Raw genomic sequence first — 15,829 nt, forward strand, 5'->3', positions numbered from 1 at the left:
TATAATTATTTTATAATTTGAAAGGCTTTTAACAATAAAAAATTTATAGGGAGAAGCATATGAAAGCACTGTTTATCGGTGGTACCGGCACAATCAGTACGGCTATATCAAGTCAGCTTATTCAAAATGGCTGTGAGCTTTACCTGCTTAACCGCGGCAATCGAAATAATTTGCTGCCGGACGGCGCGAAAGAGCTTAAAGCGGATATTAACGATGAACAGGCCGTAGCCGCGCTTATTAAAGGCTTAAGCTTTGATGTGGTTGCCGATTTTATCGCGTTTGTCCCGTCGCAGCTGGAGCGCGATTACCGTCTTTTTAAGGATAAAACCAGACAGTTTATCTTCATCAGCTCCGCCTCCGCCTACCAGAAGCCGCTCTCTGATTACTGTATTACCGAGGGAACCCCGCTGGCAAACCCTTACTGGGCTTATTCCCGCAATAAGATTGCCTGCGAGGAGTTTTTGCTTAGGCTGTACCGTGATAAGGGCTTCCCAATTACTATTGTAAGGCCAAGCCATACCTACGACGAGCGTTCAATTCCCCTCGGCGTGCATGGCAGCAAGGGCAGCTGGCCGGTTGCAAAGCGTATGCTGGAGGGTAAGCCTGTGATTATACATGGCGACGGCACCTCGCTTTGGACGATGACGCACAGCAGCGATTTCGCAAGGGCCTTTATCGGGCTGATGGGCAATATCCATGCACTCGGCGAAACGGTGCAGATTACCTCTGACGAAACCGTTACATGGAACCAGATTTATGAAAGCATCGCAACTGCGCTGGGTGTAAAGCTGAATGCAGTGCATGTGGCCTCCGATTTCCTTGCGGCCTGCGGGATGTTAATCGGTGTAGATTACGGCGGGGCGTTGCTGGGCGACAAAGCCAATTCGGTGGTGTTTAATAACGCTAAGCTTAAGCGTTTTGTTCCCGGGTTTACCGCTACTGTACGGTTTGACGAGGGCATCCGCCAGACGGTGGACTTTATCCTTTCTCACCCTGAATACCAAACCGACGACCCGGAGTTTGATGCATGGTGCGATAAGGTCGTTGTCGCTCAGCAACAGGCTTTAAAAGCGGTGTTCGGCTGAAATTCATTATAATAAAATTGCGCCTGCCCTTGCAGTACATGCCAGGGCAGGCGCATTATGTTTTTATGGTGTGGCGAATTGCGGTATCTTACCGTTTAATGCCTCCACCGACGGATCTATAAACGCATATTTGCGATAGTACTCCTTAGTATCATCGTTCCGTTCAACGGGCGATTTGTGGTGCTCCAGAAAGCTAACCAACTGATAGGTGTCAATCCAGATTTCATTTGCGCCTTCAGCCTGAGACGGGTCAAAGATCAGCTGCATCCCAAAGTGCAGATGCGGTACGTTCATCCCATTGACATTCTCGGTATTGGAATAACCGGTCATGCCAAGGTAGCCAATCACATCGCCCGCTTTTACCACCGCCCCCTTTTTCAGGTCGGCGTGGTAGGGACGGTTCTTGCGCATATGGGCATAGTAGTAAAAACGTTTGCCGTCAAAGCTTCGGATTCCTACGCGCCAGCCTCCGAATCGGTTCCAGCCCATCTCCTCCACCACTCCGGATTCCACCGCGATAATCGGCGTTCCGATACTACCCATCAGGTCGTGTCCCAGATGGTTGCGGCGAAAGCCATAGTTGCGGGGGTTGCCAAAATCGTCATAATGTGCAAAGCTGTAGCCATACGCAATGGGGGAGTAGGCCTTTAAGCCGTATTTTTCCTCATATTCCACCGTCCCCTTTTCAAGGGATTCGGTAGTTTGTATCTTATAATTGCCCACAAGGTTATCCAGCACCGCGCCATAGGCCTCTCGATAATAGTCGTAATACTTCATATCCTTGGTAAGCTCCAACATGGGAGTACCTGCCTGCAGCTTCTCTACAACAGTATCAAGATCGCTGCTTTTAAATCGCTTAAAGTTGCCGCCGTATTTGGCTGCAAGGTAGGCGATTAAATCTACCCAGTCTAGTTTTACGCCAGCTTTCTGGCTGTCAATATCCAACTTCATCGTCTGTTCCATCACCTCTTCGGTGACGGTAAAGTCTACCCACTTGATGAACTTGCAGTTTTCGGTGTTTGCGGGCACGGCAGGTGAATAAAACAGGATGCAGGCTAGGTTTACGAGAATGGCCGCGCAAATCAATACAACAGCCACCCAAAACCACGGGATCTTTCGCTTAAGCATAAAGCGCATCACCACTTTTGTTTTCTTAATCCAAAGTATGATTATGAAATAAGATTTAGAAGCGGCAACACTATGCAGCAGAGAAGTTTACTGTATTCCCAAAAATACCTTAGCCCGTTCAAAATCCTCTTGCAGCCGTATGCTGTACCCGAATTTTTTACCGTCTGCCCGTGCAAACGAGATGGCATAGGTATATGGCAGGGCTTTTGCTGATTGCAGCTCTTCCAGCTTCATCAGGCGTTTGGCTCGTCCCTGTTTCAGCACCTCTTCGAATGGCAGGGAGGAGACCATCCGGTTCAGCCCGTTAATAATATCCTCATATGCGCTCATCCATTGCCATTTGCCCATGTCTGTTCCTCCTATAATCTTATCCACCCCCTGAAGCGGAACAGTCAAAGCCCAAATTGCTTTGTTCGTAATAATCAGCGCATTTTCTGGGGCTATAACCTTAGGGGCACCCATTACACCATTGCTTCGTGCAGCCCCAAACCGCTTAACCGCAGGAATGGTGGCTGTAAGCACCTCGTCAGCCTCCAGCTCTAATGTATCAAGCTCCGGCTGCTTCGTCTCATCCAGCCGCACATCAGAATTCCTAATCAGTGAGATTACGTCCAGTATTATCAATAAAGGTGCAATCGCTATGATTACCGCACCGATATACCAGGGAATACCCAAGCAGATAAACAGAATACCCGTTGCTGCGATTACTACGGCAAAGCAGGCGGTTTTCAGCAGCCTTAACCCCGTACCCGCAGCGGAAACCTGCTTTGTATTTTTAGCAAGCACATTGGCAGAACTATTCGTTAGATTGGTGTTCAAGCATGTCAGCCTCCTTTATGCTTTCGCGATTAACCTCCACTTTACTTACCTAATAGTAATGCCACTTCCCATATAAAATCAACAGAAAAATGTCAAATAATCCCATTCATGCGGCGCTGATCTTTAATCCGGACTGTAATGGAATATTGTCTTATATCCAAAAAATGCTAACGATTTAATTGCAATATATCTGCCGAAAGCATTGTGGTTAGGATGTAATATTACCGCTTATCCGTTGTATCTCCCGAAAAGGAAAGGTATGAAATGCCGTTTGGATGCGCCCCGGTTTTTTGCACTTGTAAAACCGAACATAGTTTGACTATTAATTATCGTTATGGTACAATTAGGAATATAATATGCCATTGTTTTATTCTAAGTTTACACATGCAATGATGAATTAAAAATAAACGATTATCTCTGCTTTTATAATTCTGATAAAGGAAGCGATAGGAATGGCTTTAGCTAAAGTGGATTTTTTTTCAAATTCTCTGCAACGGACGGTTAATTTTAATATTCTGCTGCCCGATGACTTGACAACCTGTAAAGCCTTGTATCTTCTCCACGGATATTGCGGCAGCAATATGGATTGGCTTATTAACAGCCCTGTAAGTGAACTATCCTCAAAGTACAATCTTGCCGTGATCCTGCCTTCCGGTGAAAACAGCTTCTATCTGGATGCAAAAGGTACGGGCAAAGCGTTTAGTCAATACATCGGTGTTGAACTGGTGGACTACACGCGGAATGTTTTCGGCCTTTCTTCCTCGCGTGATGATACCTTTATCGGCGGCTTATCCATGGGCGGCTTCGGTGCGCTGCTTAATGCGCTTAAATACCCCGATACCTTCGGCAAAGTTTTCGCTTTATCATCTGCGCTAATAGTACATACCATCAGTAATATGAAGGAAGACACCCCATGTCCGCACAAAATGGCAGATTACGATTATTATCATTCCGTTTTTGGAGATCTGAGCAAGCTGGAAAGTAGTGCAAATAATCCGGAATATTTAGCTGAAGAATTAGTAAAGGCCGGGAAAACACTACCTCAAATCTATATGTCTTGCGGAACGGAGGATTTTCTAATCAATGAAAATCGCATGTTTAAAGCGTTTTTGGATGCCCATGGTATTCCGGTTACATATGTAGAAGGAACGGGAGTTCATGACTGGCATTATTGGAGTAAAGCTTTAGAGCCAAGTATACAATGGCTGTTGAATGATCCTATAAAAAAACAATGCGTTAACCCATACCTTCCGTCATGGGAGTATATCCCAGACGCCGAGCCTTATGTTTTTAACGGAAGAGTTTATGTTTACGGCTCGCATGACCGTTTTAACGGCCAGGTTTTCTGCTTAAACGATTACGCGTGCTGGTCTGCGCCTGTCGACGATTTAGGTGCTTGGCGGTACGAAGGGATAATTTATAAAAAAACCGATGACCCATTAAACCCCGACGGTAGAATGTGCCTTTACGCTCCGGATGTTACTGTCGGACCTGACGGGCGCTATTACCTATACTATGTACTCGATAAGGTTTCGGTTGTATCGGTGGCGGTATGCGATTCCCCCGCTGGGAAATATGAATTTTACGGCTATGTGCATTATGCCGACGGAACACGGCTGGGTGAGCGTGAGGGTGACGAACCTCAATTTGACCCCGGCGTTTTGACGGAAGGAACTACTACATATTTATATACCGGGTTTTGCTCAGCCGGAGACAAGACCAGAACAGGTGCGATGGCAACCGTGCTTGGTCCGGATATGCTTACAATTACGGAAGAACCAGTTTTTATTGCTCCCGGAAGCTGTTATGGCAAAGGAACATCTTTTGAAGGGCATGAATATTTTGAGGCAGCTTCCATACGAAAATATAAAGACACCTATTATTTTATATATTCATCTGTCGCCATGAATGAATTGTGCTACGCTACAAGCAAGTATCCCACAAAAGGCTTCCGATACGGCGGCATCATTGTAAGTAACTGTGACTCAGATAAGCGTACTTATCCCGGCGGTAACAATCACGGCAGTATAGTGGAGATTATGGGCGATTGGTATGTCTTTTACCACAGGCAAACAAATGGAACGTGGTTTTCCCGTCAAGGCTGCATGGAACGTATTGCAATAAATGCTGACGGAACAATCAGGCAGGTGGAAATGACGTCTCTGGGGGGCAGTAAATGCCCCTTTACCGGGCATGGTGAGTACCCCGCATACATAGCCTGCAATTTGTTTCGCTGCGATGGTTCGCAGGAGCAGCTTCCGAAGATAACGCAGGATGGCAGAGATGGTGATAAGGAACAAGGCTATGTCGCCAGCATCACAGATTCAGTTACTGTGGGTTTCAAATATTTTGATTGCGTTGGAGTACAAACAGTCAAAATAAAAGTCAGAGGATATTGTGACGGCTTTTTTGAAGTGCGAACGTCTTTAAACACCAAGCCCTTGGGCAGTATTCCTGTCGAGTTTACCAACGTATGGACAGAATTCTCCGCCGATATAGCAATCCCTAACGGGGTTAATGCCTTGTATTTTACGTATGTTGGAAACGGCGTTGCGAGCTTAGCATCATTTAGTTTAGCATAACGAGTGGCAGGAACTGAAATGTGTGATATAAGCTTTGAGTTATTCTACAATGGCTGTGGTGCCATCCGGTAACCAAACTTATTTAAGACATCAAATGCTCTGTTGTATGTGACTGTACGTTTTACGACTATGAATTGTATTTCATGGAGGGTATTATGAGTAAAGTTATTATCAACCCAAACAAAAAAGGTGCTAAGATTAACCGAGAAATATACGGGCATTTTTCAGAACATCTGGGAAGGTGTATTTATAACGGCATATATGTTGGGGAAGGGTCAAATATCCCAAATGTTAATGGGCTGCGTACCGATATTGTAAAGGCGCTTAAAAAGATTAAAATTCCTGTGCTTCGTTGGCCTGGCGGTTGCTTTGCTGACGAGTATCATTGGAAGGACGGGATTGGCCCGAAGAATGCGCGCAAAAAAATGGTAAATACCCACTGGGGCGGTGTGACCGAAGATAACTCGTTTGGTACGCATGAGTTTTTGAATTTATGCGAGCAACTTGGCTGCGAGCCGTATATTAACGGCAATGTGGGAAGCGGAACAGTGCAGGAAATGAGCGAGTGGGTAGAATACATGACGTTCGGCGGGATTTCGCCGATGTCTGATTTACGCGCTGCAAACGGGCATGAGAAGCCGTGGAAGGTTAAGTATTTCGCTGTGGGTAACGAGAATTGGGGGTGCGGCGGCAATATGCGCCCCGAATATTATGCAGACGAGTACAGGCGATATCAGACCTATATACGTAACTATGACGGCAACAAGGTCTATAAGGTAGCTTGTGGGCCGGATACGGCAAACTACAAATGGACAGATGTTTTAATGTCGGCAGCGGGGAAGTTCATGGACGGGCTGTCGCTGCATTATTATACAGTCCCCGGCACATGGGAGAAAAAGGGCTCGGCAACCGATTTCTCGGTGCAGGAATACTATACAACGCTTAAGAAAACCTTATATATGGATGAGCTCATACAAAACCATAGCCGTATCATGGACGTATACGACCCTGACAAGAAAGTCGGGCTTATCGTTGATGAATGGGGTACATGGTATGACGTAGAACCGGGTACAAACCCCGGCTTCCTGTATCAGCAGAACACGATGCGCGACGCGCTTGTGGCGGCGATAAACCTTAATATTTTCAATAATCACTGCGACAGGGTAGCGATGGCAAACATCGCGCAGATGATAAATGTTTTACAGGCCGTGATATTGACCGATGGTGAGAAGATGCTACTAACCCCAACCTACCACGTTTTTGATCTTTATAAAATACACCAAGACGCAACTCTTCTGGAAAGTTATGTCGAATCCTCGCTCATCGGCACGGATGGGGCGATGGTGCCAGATCTGCACGTTTCCGCATCCGAAGATTCCAACGGCAGGATCAACATTACGCTTGTCAACCTTTCGCACAACCAAAGCCGTCATATCGACTTGGATATACAAGGTACAAACGGCAAGCCGGTATCAGCGCATATTCTTACTGGGGAACCCAACGCCCACAACAGCTTTTTTGCTCCCGATAAAGTTAAAAACGAGGATTTCAAAGACATATCTGCCACAAATACGGGCTTCGCCTTTACAATAGAAAGAAGCACTGTGTTAAGCGTTACTATTGGATGAAGGTATAAGCATGGGAAAAAAGTGTTTACGCTGCAACGAAACTATTTTTGATGAAAGTAGTTTTGCAGAGCAATTAAAGGAATATGTAGAAGCAATACCCGAAGAAATAAGAACGCCGCCGGTTGAATACTCCCGGCGGCTAAACTTATGTCACAGCTGTGATAATCTTATAGGGGGGATATGTTCCGCTTGCGGATGCTTTGTAGAGATGCGCGCGGCAAAAGAAATTATGTACTGCCCCTATAATAGGTGGTAACACTACTCTTTTACACCGCCGATAGTTAACCCAACAACGAAATAACGCTGCAAGAACGGATACACGCACAAAATAGGCACTGCGGCTACCATTGTAATTGCGGCCCGCAAAGCTAAGGGTGTTGTTACCTGACCGCCCGTACCTGCTATCGCCTGGGCGCCCGCCATACCGCCTTTAGCCACAGTAGAGTTCATAGCACTCGCAAGCAGCTTTTGCAGCTCGTATTGCAGTGTTGAAAGGTTTTGAGCTCTGGATGCATAAAGCAACGTGTCCAGCCAACTGTTCCAACTGCCCACCGCTACAAACAGCGCAATAACCGCCAATGTTGGCTTACACAAAGGCATTACGATTCTCCACCAGATGCAAAATTCACCCGCACCGTCCAGCTTGGCGGATTCGATAAATGATTCCGGTATTGTCTTCATATAAGTGCGTATAACAATAAAGTTAAAAGCACTTATAATACTAGGCACCCAATACGCCTGAAAAGTATTTATTAAGTTTAAATCCTTAATGAGCAAGTAGTTTGGAATAAGTCCCGCGTCAAAATACATGGTCAGGATTATAAGAATTGTTATAGGCTTTCTGAAAATGTATTCGCGGCGGCTAAGTGAATAAGACAAAAGAGATGTAAATATAATGTTTGTAAATGTTACAACCAGCATTTTGGCTACGCTAACGAAAAACGCATTGTATATTGTGTGCATTTTCAATACAATTTCGTAATTCTTAAGCGAAAACATCCTTGGCCAGATATAAATGCCGCCTTTAACCGCATCTAACCCGTCATTTAATGATATTGCAAGTGTATTCAGCAAAGGATATATCATCAATACGGAAAGCAGTATAAGAATGAGCGTGTTAATCGTTGTAAATGTAACATTTTCAAAAGTCAATGTTTTTCTTTTGGATTTCATGTTTACGCTCCCTCCTATACTAGTGTTTCTTGACCAAGACGACCTGATACAAAATTGGAAAGCCCGACTACGACAAGCCCCACAGCCGTCTTGAATATACCCGCAACAACGGCAAGGTTGTAGTTGCCCAGCTGATAACCGTATCTCATAACAAATACATCAATTGTTTCAGCCCTTTCAACAACAACACCGTTGCCCAGGAAGTACGGTAGTTCAAAGCCTGTCTGTAAAATGTACCCCGTAGACATAACGAGCAGTATTACAATTGTCGGTCGGATACCGGGCAGGGTAACGTTCCAAATCTTACTATATCGTCCCGCTCCGTCTATTTCGGCAGCTTCGTAAAGCGTCGGGTCAATTGCCGTCATAGCCGCGACATAAAGAATTGTATTCCATCCAAGCTCCTTCCAGAGGTTGCTGCCCGCCACTATACCCCAAAAATAGTCTGGCTTGGATAGGAAAAGTATCGGTTCTTTAATGAGGTGCAACGCCATAAGGGTAGAGTTTATAAAACCACCCGAAGACGGCAGCGACAAGGCTACCGAAACCAGCCCCGTTACAATAATCCAGCTGAGGAAGTGGGGCATATATGTAATGTTTTGCACCACACGCTTGAAAGCAGTATTCTTTACCTCGTTGAGCATTAACGAAAGCACTATGGCAAAAACGGTACTCAGTATAAGTGTCAACAAGCTCTGCCCAAGGGTGTTAATAATGTCACGGATAAAACGATCTCCCATTAGCCCTGTAAATAACTTCTTAAAGTTGTCAAGACCAACCCACTGCTGTTTGAATATATTGCGTATCTGGGGCTTGTAATTTTGAAATGCAATTAGCCAACCATATATAGGCACATAAGCAAACAGAATCTTATAAAGCAAAATGGGTACACTCATTAAAATGAGCCCACGCTGCGCTATAATCTTTGCGCCTAGCTTATTTTTCTTTTTTACTATAGTTACGTCCAAATCGTTATTCTTTTTTACAGCAATTTCGGCCAAACCAATTCCTCCAAAGGGGGGGCATTACCTGCCCCCCCAATATTATTATGGTCTATTAAGCATTATTGCCAGTTCTTAACACGCTCTTGGATACCAGCGTTAATGGCATCCTCATACGCTTTCACATTAACCTTATGGATAGCGTCTACATATTCTGTCCAGTTCTTTTCAAAACTATCGGTAGAGCCCATAATAATCTTTGGCAGATACTGCACATTAGCATCTGTAAGCTGCTGATTGATTTGGTTAACTTCATCAGATAGTGCAATATTCCAGCAAGGATAGTATGCGGGATTATCCTTTGGCTGATTCATAAACTGACGCCATGTTTGCTTGTTGTAGCTCTTAAGGAAGTCCTGATCGTATTTAAGCAACGAATCAAAGAACTCTCTTGGCTGGTCATCAGGACTGAAAGCATTGCCGTCATCGAACGACCCGTTGTGCTTAGGCAGTACATCGCGAAGAGCCATTAGACGGTTGCTTGCACGCCAAGTTACGTTATTGTAATTGTCGCGCTGCTGCTGTGTACGATAGAATTTACCGTCTTTGTCAACCATATAGTCTTCGCCTTCGATGCCCCAAGAGATAATTTTCTGCCACTTATCAGTAAGCATAGTATCCAGGAATGCAAGTGCAACTTCCGGCTGCTTGCAGGTAACGGAAACGCCAAAGCCTTGATTGATGTTCATAACATCGCGGTCCATATACCAAGGCTGCACACCTTCATAAGTAGGCATACAGGCAACCCATGTAAGCTCCGGTTTGCCGGCTGCTACAAGCGCGTCATTCGCTGTACCAAAGTCCCAGCGCTGATCATGCATGCCAAGCACGCGCCCGGTAGCCAACTTTGCTAAATACTGATCAAAAGTTTGGGTAAACGATTCAGAGTCGATAACGCCTTTAGCGTACTCCTTATTCAAAACCTGGAAATAATCTTTTGCTATTTGCTTATCCGCAAAAATGGTTGCTACATTTTTGTCGTCAACAATAACACCGCCATTATTCGGGTATCCCGCAAGGAACTGAGGCGGATTAGTTAAGCCCCATTCATGTCCTGTTGCTGCAAGAACTTCAAATCCGATTGTAGGTTGGCCTTCAGTTTTCGGGTTTTTAGCCATAAAATTCTCAATCAGCCCGAAGTATTTCTCCAGTGTCATGTTGCTAAGATCAGGATAGCCCGCATCGACTAATACACGCTTTTGAATCCAAAAGCCTGTGCCCCAGTGTGTTCCGCCCTGGATTTCGCCAAAGAAGCGGTTGTAATTGGGGAATATGTATAAACCCTTTTCTACCGCAGTACCGATGTAACTCATTCTTTTAACGTACGGTTCAACATATTCGGAAAGCTTCGGGTAATTGCCCGTTGCCAAGTAATCGTCAAGTTTACGCAATGCGCCGGCTTCCAACAGACGTAATTTAAGGTCTGTCGTACCAACGAGGTCAGGATAATCGCCGCCGGCAATCATAACGCCAATTGCTTGGTCAACGTTGTCCGGAGTAACTATTTGATATTCGATTGTGACACCAAGCTCATCTTTAATGAGTTTTGTAATCTTGTTATCTGGTGCTGGTGCAGTTTCTTGTGTGGTAATCCATGCCGTAAGTGTTACAGGCTTATCCGGTGACAAAACTACCTTGTTGCTGCTTTCGGTGCTACTTGTCGCATTGCTGCCAGAATCCTCGCTGCTTGAAGATGGGACGCTTGCTGGGCTGTTGGAACATGCTGACATTGCAATCAACATGCACACTGCCATGGTGCCGGCTAGAATTTTCTTGAGTTTCATTAGAAAACCTCCTTATTTCTTTTATGTAAATTTATAAAACCGCATTAAAATGTTACCCGATATATAAAATACTAACATAACAAATAGTGGATGTCCATATTTACACACGCACGCACGCACGCACGCAATACACACAAAATAACACACGTGCACACCAATTATTTCGTGAATCATTCACAAATTTTATATCGCGGGAGGAATGGTATAAGGAGCAAAAAGTTTGCTGCTCACCCCAATGCCCCACAAACCCACATAGTAGTGGGGTAAATCAAGGTTACTTACACAGGAAAACTCCTTTCAGTATCTATTGATTATAATTTAGTGATAGTAAGTTTCATTTTATAAGCTGCAGGGTGTGTAAATCTATATTGATAAGTAGGGCCAACTTAAAAAACGTTCAAACCGGAACCAGGCCAATAGAATGCTGCTGAAACAGTATAAATTGCCCTTGAAAAGCAGGCGCAAAAGCGCCCGCAAGCAGTGGAGATGTTCATGGCAAACACCTGTAAGGCCGCTTCGGTTTCGGCCGTTTCTTTCAGATATGCCATAGACTTTTTTACACAATAAGCATCATCGGGGGTTTCAACCGCCAGCTCCGAAGGGGGACAAAGGCAAAGTCGGTTTTCCGACGGACGACAGCCTGCTGAAAATGCTGTGTCTGGCAATGGTTGATAAATGCTGCTATCGCTGTACTGATAGGTAAGGGAGTCGCTGCCGCTGTCTGAAAGCACTAATTTGATTATATAGTTGGCAGTTGCCCCTAATGTGCCCCAAGCATACCGTACAAGCAGCCCCGCATATAAAGAATCGTACAAGTGTGCGACTTCAAAACGGGGGAGCGGGTTTGGGTGAAGCGTTATCTGATGATTACCAAAAAGCATCTGGCGGCAGGCATTTTAGCTTTGGCGGGATTAATCATCTTGGTGCTGATTGCGGGTCCGCTGGAGCACATCGCGGTGCCTGCGGCAAGCTACACCCCCGCATGGAGCTTTGACCGCGCACGGCAGCTGCCTATCTATGGGGTAGCCACCGAAAAGAAGCAGCTTGCCATTACCTTTAATGCCGCGTGGGAGGCAGACGACATTCCCGCTTTGCTGGCCCTTTTAAAGCAACAGGATGTGGTGAGTACCTTCTTTCTGGTAGGCCAGTGGGCCGAAAAGAACCCGCGGGAGGCAAAGCTGATTGCCGAGGCGGGGCATGAAATCGGAAATCATTCCTATGCACACCCCGATATGACCAAGCTCACCGCTTCGCAGATAGAAGCCGACATCACTAAAGCGGATGCGGTAATCCAACAGGCTACAGGGGTTTTCCCCAAGTACTTCCGCGCCCCTTCGGGAAGCTATAACGATACAGTAATCGAGTTAGCAAAAAAACTCAACCATATTCCAGTGCAATGGACAATCGACAGTCTAGACTGGAAAAAACCCTCACCGGATGAGATTGCCACCCGCGTATTGAAGGAAGCGGATAATGGTTCGATAATCCTGTTTCACACTGCAATAGAGAACACCCGCACTGCTCTGCCGGGAATCATCGCCAGTCTGCGAAAGCAGGGCTACAGCTTTGTTAAGGTCAGCGAATTAATCTATACCGGTGACTATACCATTGATTATCAGGGTATTCAGCACACAAGGTAAGCTTATGGTCCCCTTTTTGTTTTGTAGCTTTTTATGGTATAATAACATTATTAATACGGTGCATTTCAACGCAAATACGGCACCCGACATTTTACATATAAGAAAGGCATGAAGCTTACGATGAAGAAAAAGCAGCAGCCGTTTATTTCGGCGGTAATTGTTGCGGCAGGCAGTTCCTCCCGAATGGGGGAGGGGGTTAACAAGCAACTGCTTATGATAGGCGATATGCCGGTGGTAGCTAAAAGCATCCGGGCTTTTGAGCAGAACGAACTTGTCCGTGAGATTGTGGTTGTAACCAGAGGCGAGAATATTATGGATATTGCCGCGATGGCTCGGGAGTTTGGCTTTAACAAGGTTCGTGAGGTGGTTAGCGGCGGCGAAACGCGGCAGGAGTCGGTTGCCAAGGGGATTACCTGCACCTCTAAGGAGGCCGAATATTACCTTATCCACGACGGCGCACGCCCGCTGGTCTCTCAGCATACGATTAACGCCGTTATTGCAGATGCGATGGAATATGGTGCCGCAACCGCAGGCGTGCCGGTAAAGGATACCATCAAGCGTGTGGACGCAAAAAGCATGGTGATCCAAACTCCCGACCGCAGCGTGCTCTATATCACCCAAACCCCGCAGATGTTCCGTGCCGAGCCATATCGTCAGGCGTTAAGGCAGGCCGAGCAAAAAGGGTTAAGCTTTACCGACGACTGCCAGCTGTTTGAACAGGCAGGCCACCCTGTGGCTATGTCCGCGGGCGATTATACAAACATTAAAATCACAACGCCGGAGGACATGCTGTTTGCACAGATTCTTGTTACTGCCGCTGTTGATAATTAGAGCGCACCGATCATAATGACAGTCTAAGCTAAAAAAGTATTATGCAATGCAGCAAAATTAAAAAGGAGTGACACCTATGTTTAGGATTGGCCACGGATATGATGTTCACCGACTGGTAAAGGACAGGCTGTTGATTATCGGCGGGGTAACTATTCCCTACGATAAAGGGCTGCTGGGCCACTCGGATGCGGACGTACTTACGCATGCTGTGATGGATGCCCTGCTCGGTGCGCTCGCGCTGGGTGACATCGGCAAGTATTTCCCCGATACCGACCCCACCTATCAAGATGCCGACAGTATGAGGCTGCTGTGTAATGTTGCGTTGCTGATTGGGCGGGAGGGCTATCGTGTGGGTAATATTGATGCGACCGTTATCGCGCAGGCGCCCAAGCTCGCGAGGTATATTGAAGACATGCGGCTCAATATCGCACAGGCAGTCGGCTGCGACCTTTCCTGCGTCAGCATAAAGGCCACCACAGAGGAGGGTTTAGGTTTTACCGGTACGGGTGAAGGGTTGGCCGCCCATGCAGTGTGCCTATTAGAAACTGTTTAAAATTATCTTGAATTACTCCATAGCAAAATAGCCTGATTAGGCAGTATATCTACAGGAAGTTCATCAGAATCTATGTTCCAACTCCGGCTGTCCGGCATAAGATGAATTATGCGGTATACGTGTGTATCGTTTCATTTTTGTCCCGGATGAAGGAGTGTTAAGATATGGGGAACGGTGTAATTACCTTTTCAACCATCACCTATGCCATGAAGGCGCAAAGCCTGTTGCAGCGAAACGGTATTAAGGCAGATATTATAAAAACACAGGATAATCTGCTCAGAACCTGCCAATATCGGTTAAATGTACATTATGCCTTCGATAAAGCCGTGGGGTTGCTCGCCGGTGCGAATATCACCTATCTGATTGCGATAAATGGTGAATAGCCATGATCTATTTTGATAATGCGGCTACCACCATGCAAAAACCGGGTACGGTTTTAAAGGCTGTCGGGGAATGTGCCTCCTATTACGGCGCAAACCCCGGCCGGAGCGGGCATCGCCTCTCGATGCTTGCGGCACAGAAGGTTTACGAAACCCGCGAGCTTGCGGCAAAGCTGTTTGATGCAGAGCCTGAGAATGTAGTTTTCACTCAGAACTGTACACACGCGCTGAATATCGCCATAAAGGGCGTTATGGAGAGCGGCGGGCATGTTGTAATCTCCGATTTGGAGCACAACTCGGTGTTCCGCCCTGTGTACCGGCTTGCCAAAGCCGGGAAGATAACCTTTAGCATAGCGCGGGTATATGAGGCTGACTTTGCCGAAACGGTGCGTTCCTTCGAAAGCTGTCTTACTTCTCAAACGCGTATGATTGCCTGCACGGCAGGCTCCAACCTGTGCGGTATCATGCTGCCCTGCGACGGCCTTGCAGAGCTGTGCAGAAGGTATAATCTGCTACTGCTCCTCGACTGCGCCCAGACGGCCGGCGTTGTAAGGCAATCGCTTCAACAAGCCGATTTTTTATGTATGCCCGGGCATAAGGGGCTATATGGGCCAACCGGAACCGGTATGCTCATCACCGATAAGGGTGAGATGCTCGAAACCATTATGGAGGGCGGTACCGGCAGCCAATCGTACTTAGCAGATCAGCCGCCCATCATGCCCGATAAGCTTGAATCCGGCACGCTGAATACCTACGGTATTGCGGGCTTACGCGCGGGGCTGCACTTTGTAGATACATTTGGAATAGATAAGATATATAAACATGAGCTTGCCCTTACGCAGGCCCTTTACGACGGGCTAACCAAGATAAACGGCATTCGGTTGTATACCGAACGCCCGCAGGTAGCAACCCATCTGCCTGTGCTGTGCTTTAATCTGGGAGAAAGCAGAAGCGAAACCGTAGTGGAAGAGCTGAGCAAGCGAGGGTTCGCCCTGCGGGGCGGCTACCACTGTGCACCTTTGGCACATAACAAGCTTAAAACGGGTGAAGCGGGCGCCGTTAGGGCGAGCTTTTCGCTGTTTAATACGCACGAGCAGGTGGAACGCTTCTTGTTTGAACTGAAAAGAATGAGGGAACAGGCTTAATTTTAAATGGAATTTTGTTAAATTACGAGGCGTTTTTTCTATACTTTCGGCATTGAAATAGCCGGTAAATATGTTACAAT

14 protein-coding genes and 2 pseudogenes are annotated in these 15,829 nt (G+C 46.4%); 11 read left to right on the forward strand and 5 right to left on the reverse strand.

What is annotated here, in order from left to right; genetic code table 11:
• Positions 1-59: 59 nt before the first annotated feature.
• On the forward strand, positions 60-1,085 hold the full coding sequence (locus BLR50_RS06945) for an SDR family oxidoreductase (protein WP_092639942.1): 1,026 nt from the start codon (positions 60-62) through the stop codon (positions 1,083-1,085).
• Positions 1,086-1,148: 63 nt separating this feature from the next.
• Here BLR50_RS06945 and BLR50_RS06950 read toward each other — a convergent pair whose 3' ends face one another.
• Both BLR50_RS06950 and BLR50_RS06955 read right to left on the reverse strand, forming a co-directional pair.
• Positions 1,149-2,213, reverse strand: coding sequence for a M23 family metallopeptidase (locus tag BLR50_RS06950; RefSeq protein WP_092639944.1), 1,065 nt, complete (start codon positions 2,211-2,213; stop codon positions 1,149-1,151).
• Positions 2,214-2,300: 87 nt separating this feature from the next.
• Positions 2,301-3,032 carry a hypothetical protein gene (locus tag BLR50_RS06955; RefSeq protein WP_092639946.1) on the reverse strand — a complete coding sequence of 244 codons (732 nt, stop codon included), beginning with the start codon at positions 3,030-3,032 and terminating at the stop codon, positions 2,301-2,303.
• A 452-nt stretch (positions 3,033-3,484) separates the two neighbouring features.
• Here BLR50_RS06955 and BLR50_RS06960 point away from each other — a divergent pair.
• The 4 genes and pseudogenes from BLR50_RS06960 to BLR50_RS14810 form a co-directional block, all read left to right on the forward strand.
• Positions 3,485-4,216: pseudogene (locus BLR50_RS06960) on the forward strand (alpha/beta hydrolase); the annotation flags it as partial.
• 36 nt (positions 4,217-4,252) lie between these two features.
• Positions 4,253-5,614 carry a family 43 glycosylhydrolase gene (locus BLR50_RS06965; RefSeq protein WP_092640034.1) on the forward strand — a complete coding sequence of 454 codons (1,362 nt, stop codon included), beginning with the start codon at positions 4,253-4,255 and terminating at the stop codon, positions 5,612-5,614.
• Positions 5,615-5,769: 155 nt separating this feature from the next.
• Positions 5,770-7,242: an alpha-N-arabinofuranosidase gene (locus BLR50_RS06970; RefSeq protein WP_092639948.1), complete on the forward strand. Its 1,473-nt coding sequence runs from the start codon at positions 5,770-5,772 to the stop codon at positions 7,240-7,242.
• A gap of 10 nt (positions 7,243-7,252) precedes the next feature.
• The gene (locus BLR50_RS14810) at positions 7,253-7,498 is read left to right on the forward strand and encodes a DUF6171 family protein (protein ID WP_092639950.1); all 246 of its coding nucleotides are present in this window, start codon (positions 7,253-7,255) and stop codon (positions 7,496-7,498) included.
• 2 nt (positions 7,499-7,500) lie between these two features.
• Here BLR50_RS14810 and BLR50_RS06980 read toward each other — a convergent pair whose 3' ends face one another.
• From BLR50_RS06980 to BLR50_RS06990, 3 genes are all read right to left on the reverse strand, one after another.
• Positions 7,501-8,415 carry a carbohydrate ABC transporter permease gene (locus tag BLR50_RS06980; RefSeq protein ID WP_205408677.1) on the reverse strand — a complete coding sequence of 305 codons (915 nt, stop codon included), beginning with the start codon at positions 8,413-8,415 and terminating at the stop codon, positions 7,501-7,503.
• Positions 8,416-8,429: 14 nt separating this feature from the next.
• A complete protein-coding gene (locus BLR50_RS06985; protein ID WP_242871708.1) occupies positions 8,430-9,416 on the reverse strand; it encodes an ABC transporter permease in 987 nt (328 codons plus the stop codon).
• A gap of 62 nt (positions 9,417-9,478) precedes the next feature.
• Positions 9,479-11,200 carry an extracellular solute-binding protein gene (locus BLR50_RS06990; RefSeq protein WP_092639953.1) on the reverse strand — a complete coding sequence of 574 codons (1,722 nt, stop codon included), beginning with the start codon at positions 11,198-11,200 and terminating at the stop codon, positions 9,479-9,481.
• Between the two features lie 551 nt (positions 11,201-11,751).
• Between BLR50_RS06990 and BLR50_RS14865 the strand changes: the two are divergent.
• The 6 genes and pseudogenes from BLR50_RS14865 to BLR50_RS07020 all read left to right on the forward strand — a co-directional run.
• Positions 11,752-11,873, forward strand: a pseudogene (locus tag BLR50_RS14865) (IS256 family transposase); the annotation flags it as partial.
• Between the two features lie 175 nt (positions 11,874-12,048).
• A complete protein-coding gene (locus tag BLR50_RS07000; protein ID WP_092639957.1) occupies positions 12,049-12,840 on the forward strand; it encodes a polysaccharide deacetylase family protein in 792 nt (263 codons plus the stop codon).
• A gap of 108 nt (positions 12,841-12,948) precedes the next feature.
• Positions 12,949-13,671, forward strand: coding sequence for a 2-C-methyl-D-erythritol 4-phosphate cytidylyltransferase (gene ispD / locus BLR50_RS07005; RefSeq protein ID WP_242871709.1), 723 nt, complete (start codon positions 12,949-12,951; stop codon positions 13,669-13,671).
• Positions 13,672-13,747: 76 nt separating this feature from the next.
• Positions 13,748-14,224, forward strand: a complete 477-nt coding sequence (gene ispF / locus BLR50_RS07010; protein WP_092639961.1) for a 2-C-methyl-D-erythritol 2,4-cyclodiphosphate synthase — start codon at positions 13,748-13,750, stop codon at positions 14,222-14,224.
• Positions 14,225-14,388: 164 nt separating this feature from the next.
• Complete coding sequence (locus BLR50_RS07015) at positions 14,389-14,607, forward strand: putative Se/S carrier protein (RefSeq protein ID WP_092639963.1); 219 nt, start codon at positions 14,389-14,391, stop codon at positions 14,605-14,607.
• A 2-nt stretch (positions 14,608-14,609) separates the two neighbouring features.
• Positions 14,610-15,749 carry an aminotransferase class V-fold PLP-dependent enzyme gene (locus BLR50_RS07020; RefSeq protein WP_092639965.1) on the forward strand — a complete coding sequence of 380 codons (1,140 nt, stop codon included), beginning with the start codon at positions 14,610-14,612 and terminating at the stop codon, positions 15,747-15,749.
• The last annotated feature ends 80 nt before the right edge of the window (positions 15,750-15,829 follow it).

Origin of the sequence: Acetanaerobacterium elongatum (genome assembly GCF_900103835.1) — a bacterium.
In the GTDB taxonomy this organism is placed as follows: domain Bacteria; phylum Bacillota; class Clostridia; order Oscillospirales; family Ruminococcaceae; genus Acetanaerobacterium; species Acetanaerobacterium elongatum.

What these genes read in the sequence shown, in the direction of transcription:
- BLR50_RS14810 (WP_092639950.1), top strand. Translation starts at nt 7,253, where the DNA reads ATGGGAAAAAAGTGTTTACGCTGCAACGAAACTATTTTTGATGAAAGT.
- BLR50_RS06990 (WP_092639953.1), bottom strand. Translation starts at nt 11,200, where the DNA reads ATGAAACTCAAGAAAATTCTAGCCGGCACCATGGCAGTGTGCATGTTG.
- BLR50_RS06970 (WP_092639948.1), top strand. Translation starts at nt 5,770, where the DNA reads ATGAGTAAAGTTATTATCAACCCAAACAAAAAAGGTGCTAAGATTAAC.
- BLR50_RS07015 (WP_092639963.1), top strand. Translation starts at nt 14,389, where the DNA reads ATGGGGAACGGTGTAATTACCTTTTCAACCATCACCTATGCCATGAAG.
- ispF (WP_092639961.1), top strand. Translation starts at nt 13,748, where the DNA reads ATGTTTAGGATTGGCCACGGATATGATGTTCACCGACTGGTAAAGGAC.
- BLR50_RS06945 (WP_092639942.1), top strand. Translation starts at nt 60, where the DNA reads ATGAAAGCACTGTTTATCGGTGGTACCGGCACAATCAGTACGGCTATA.
- ispD (WP_242871709.1), top strand. Translation starts at nt 12,949, where the DNA reads ATGAAGCTTACGATGAAGAAAAAGCAGCAGCCGTTTATTTCGGCGGTA.
- BLR50_RS07020 (WP_092639965.1), top strand. Translation starts at nt 14,610, where the DNA reads ATGATCTATTTTGATAATGCGGCTACCACCATGCAAAAACCGGGTACG.
- BLR50_RS06980 (WP_205408677.1), bottom strand. Translation starts at nt 8,415, where the DNA reads ATGAAATCCAAAAGAAAAACATTGACTTTTGAAAATGTTACATTTACA.
- BLR50_RS06950 (WP_092639944.1), bottom strand. Translation starts at nt 2,213, where the DNA reads ATGCTTAAGCGAAAGATCCCGTGGTTTTGGGTGGCTGTTGTATTGATT.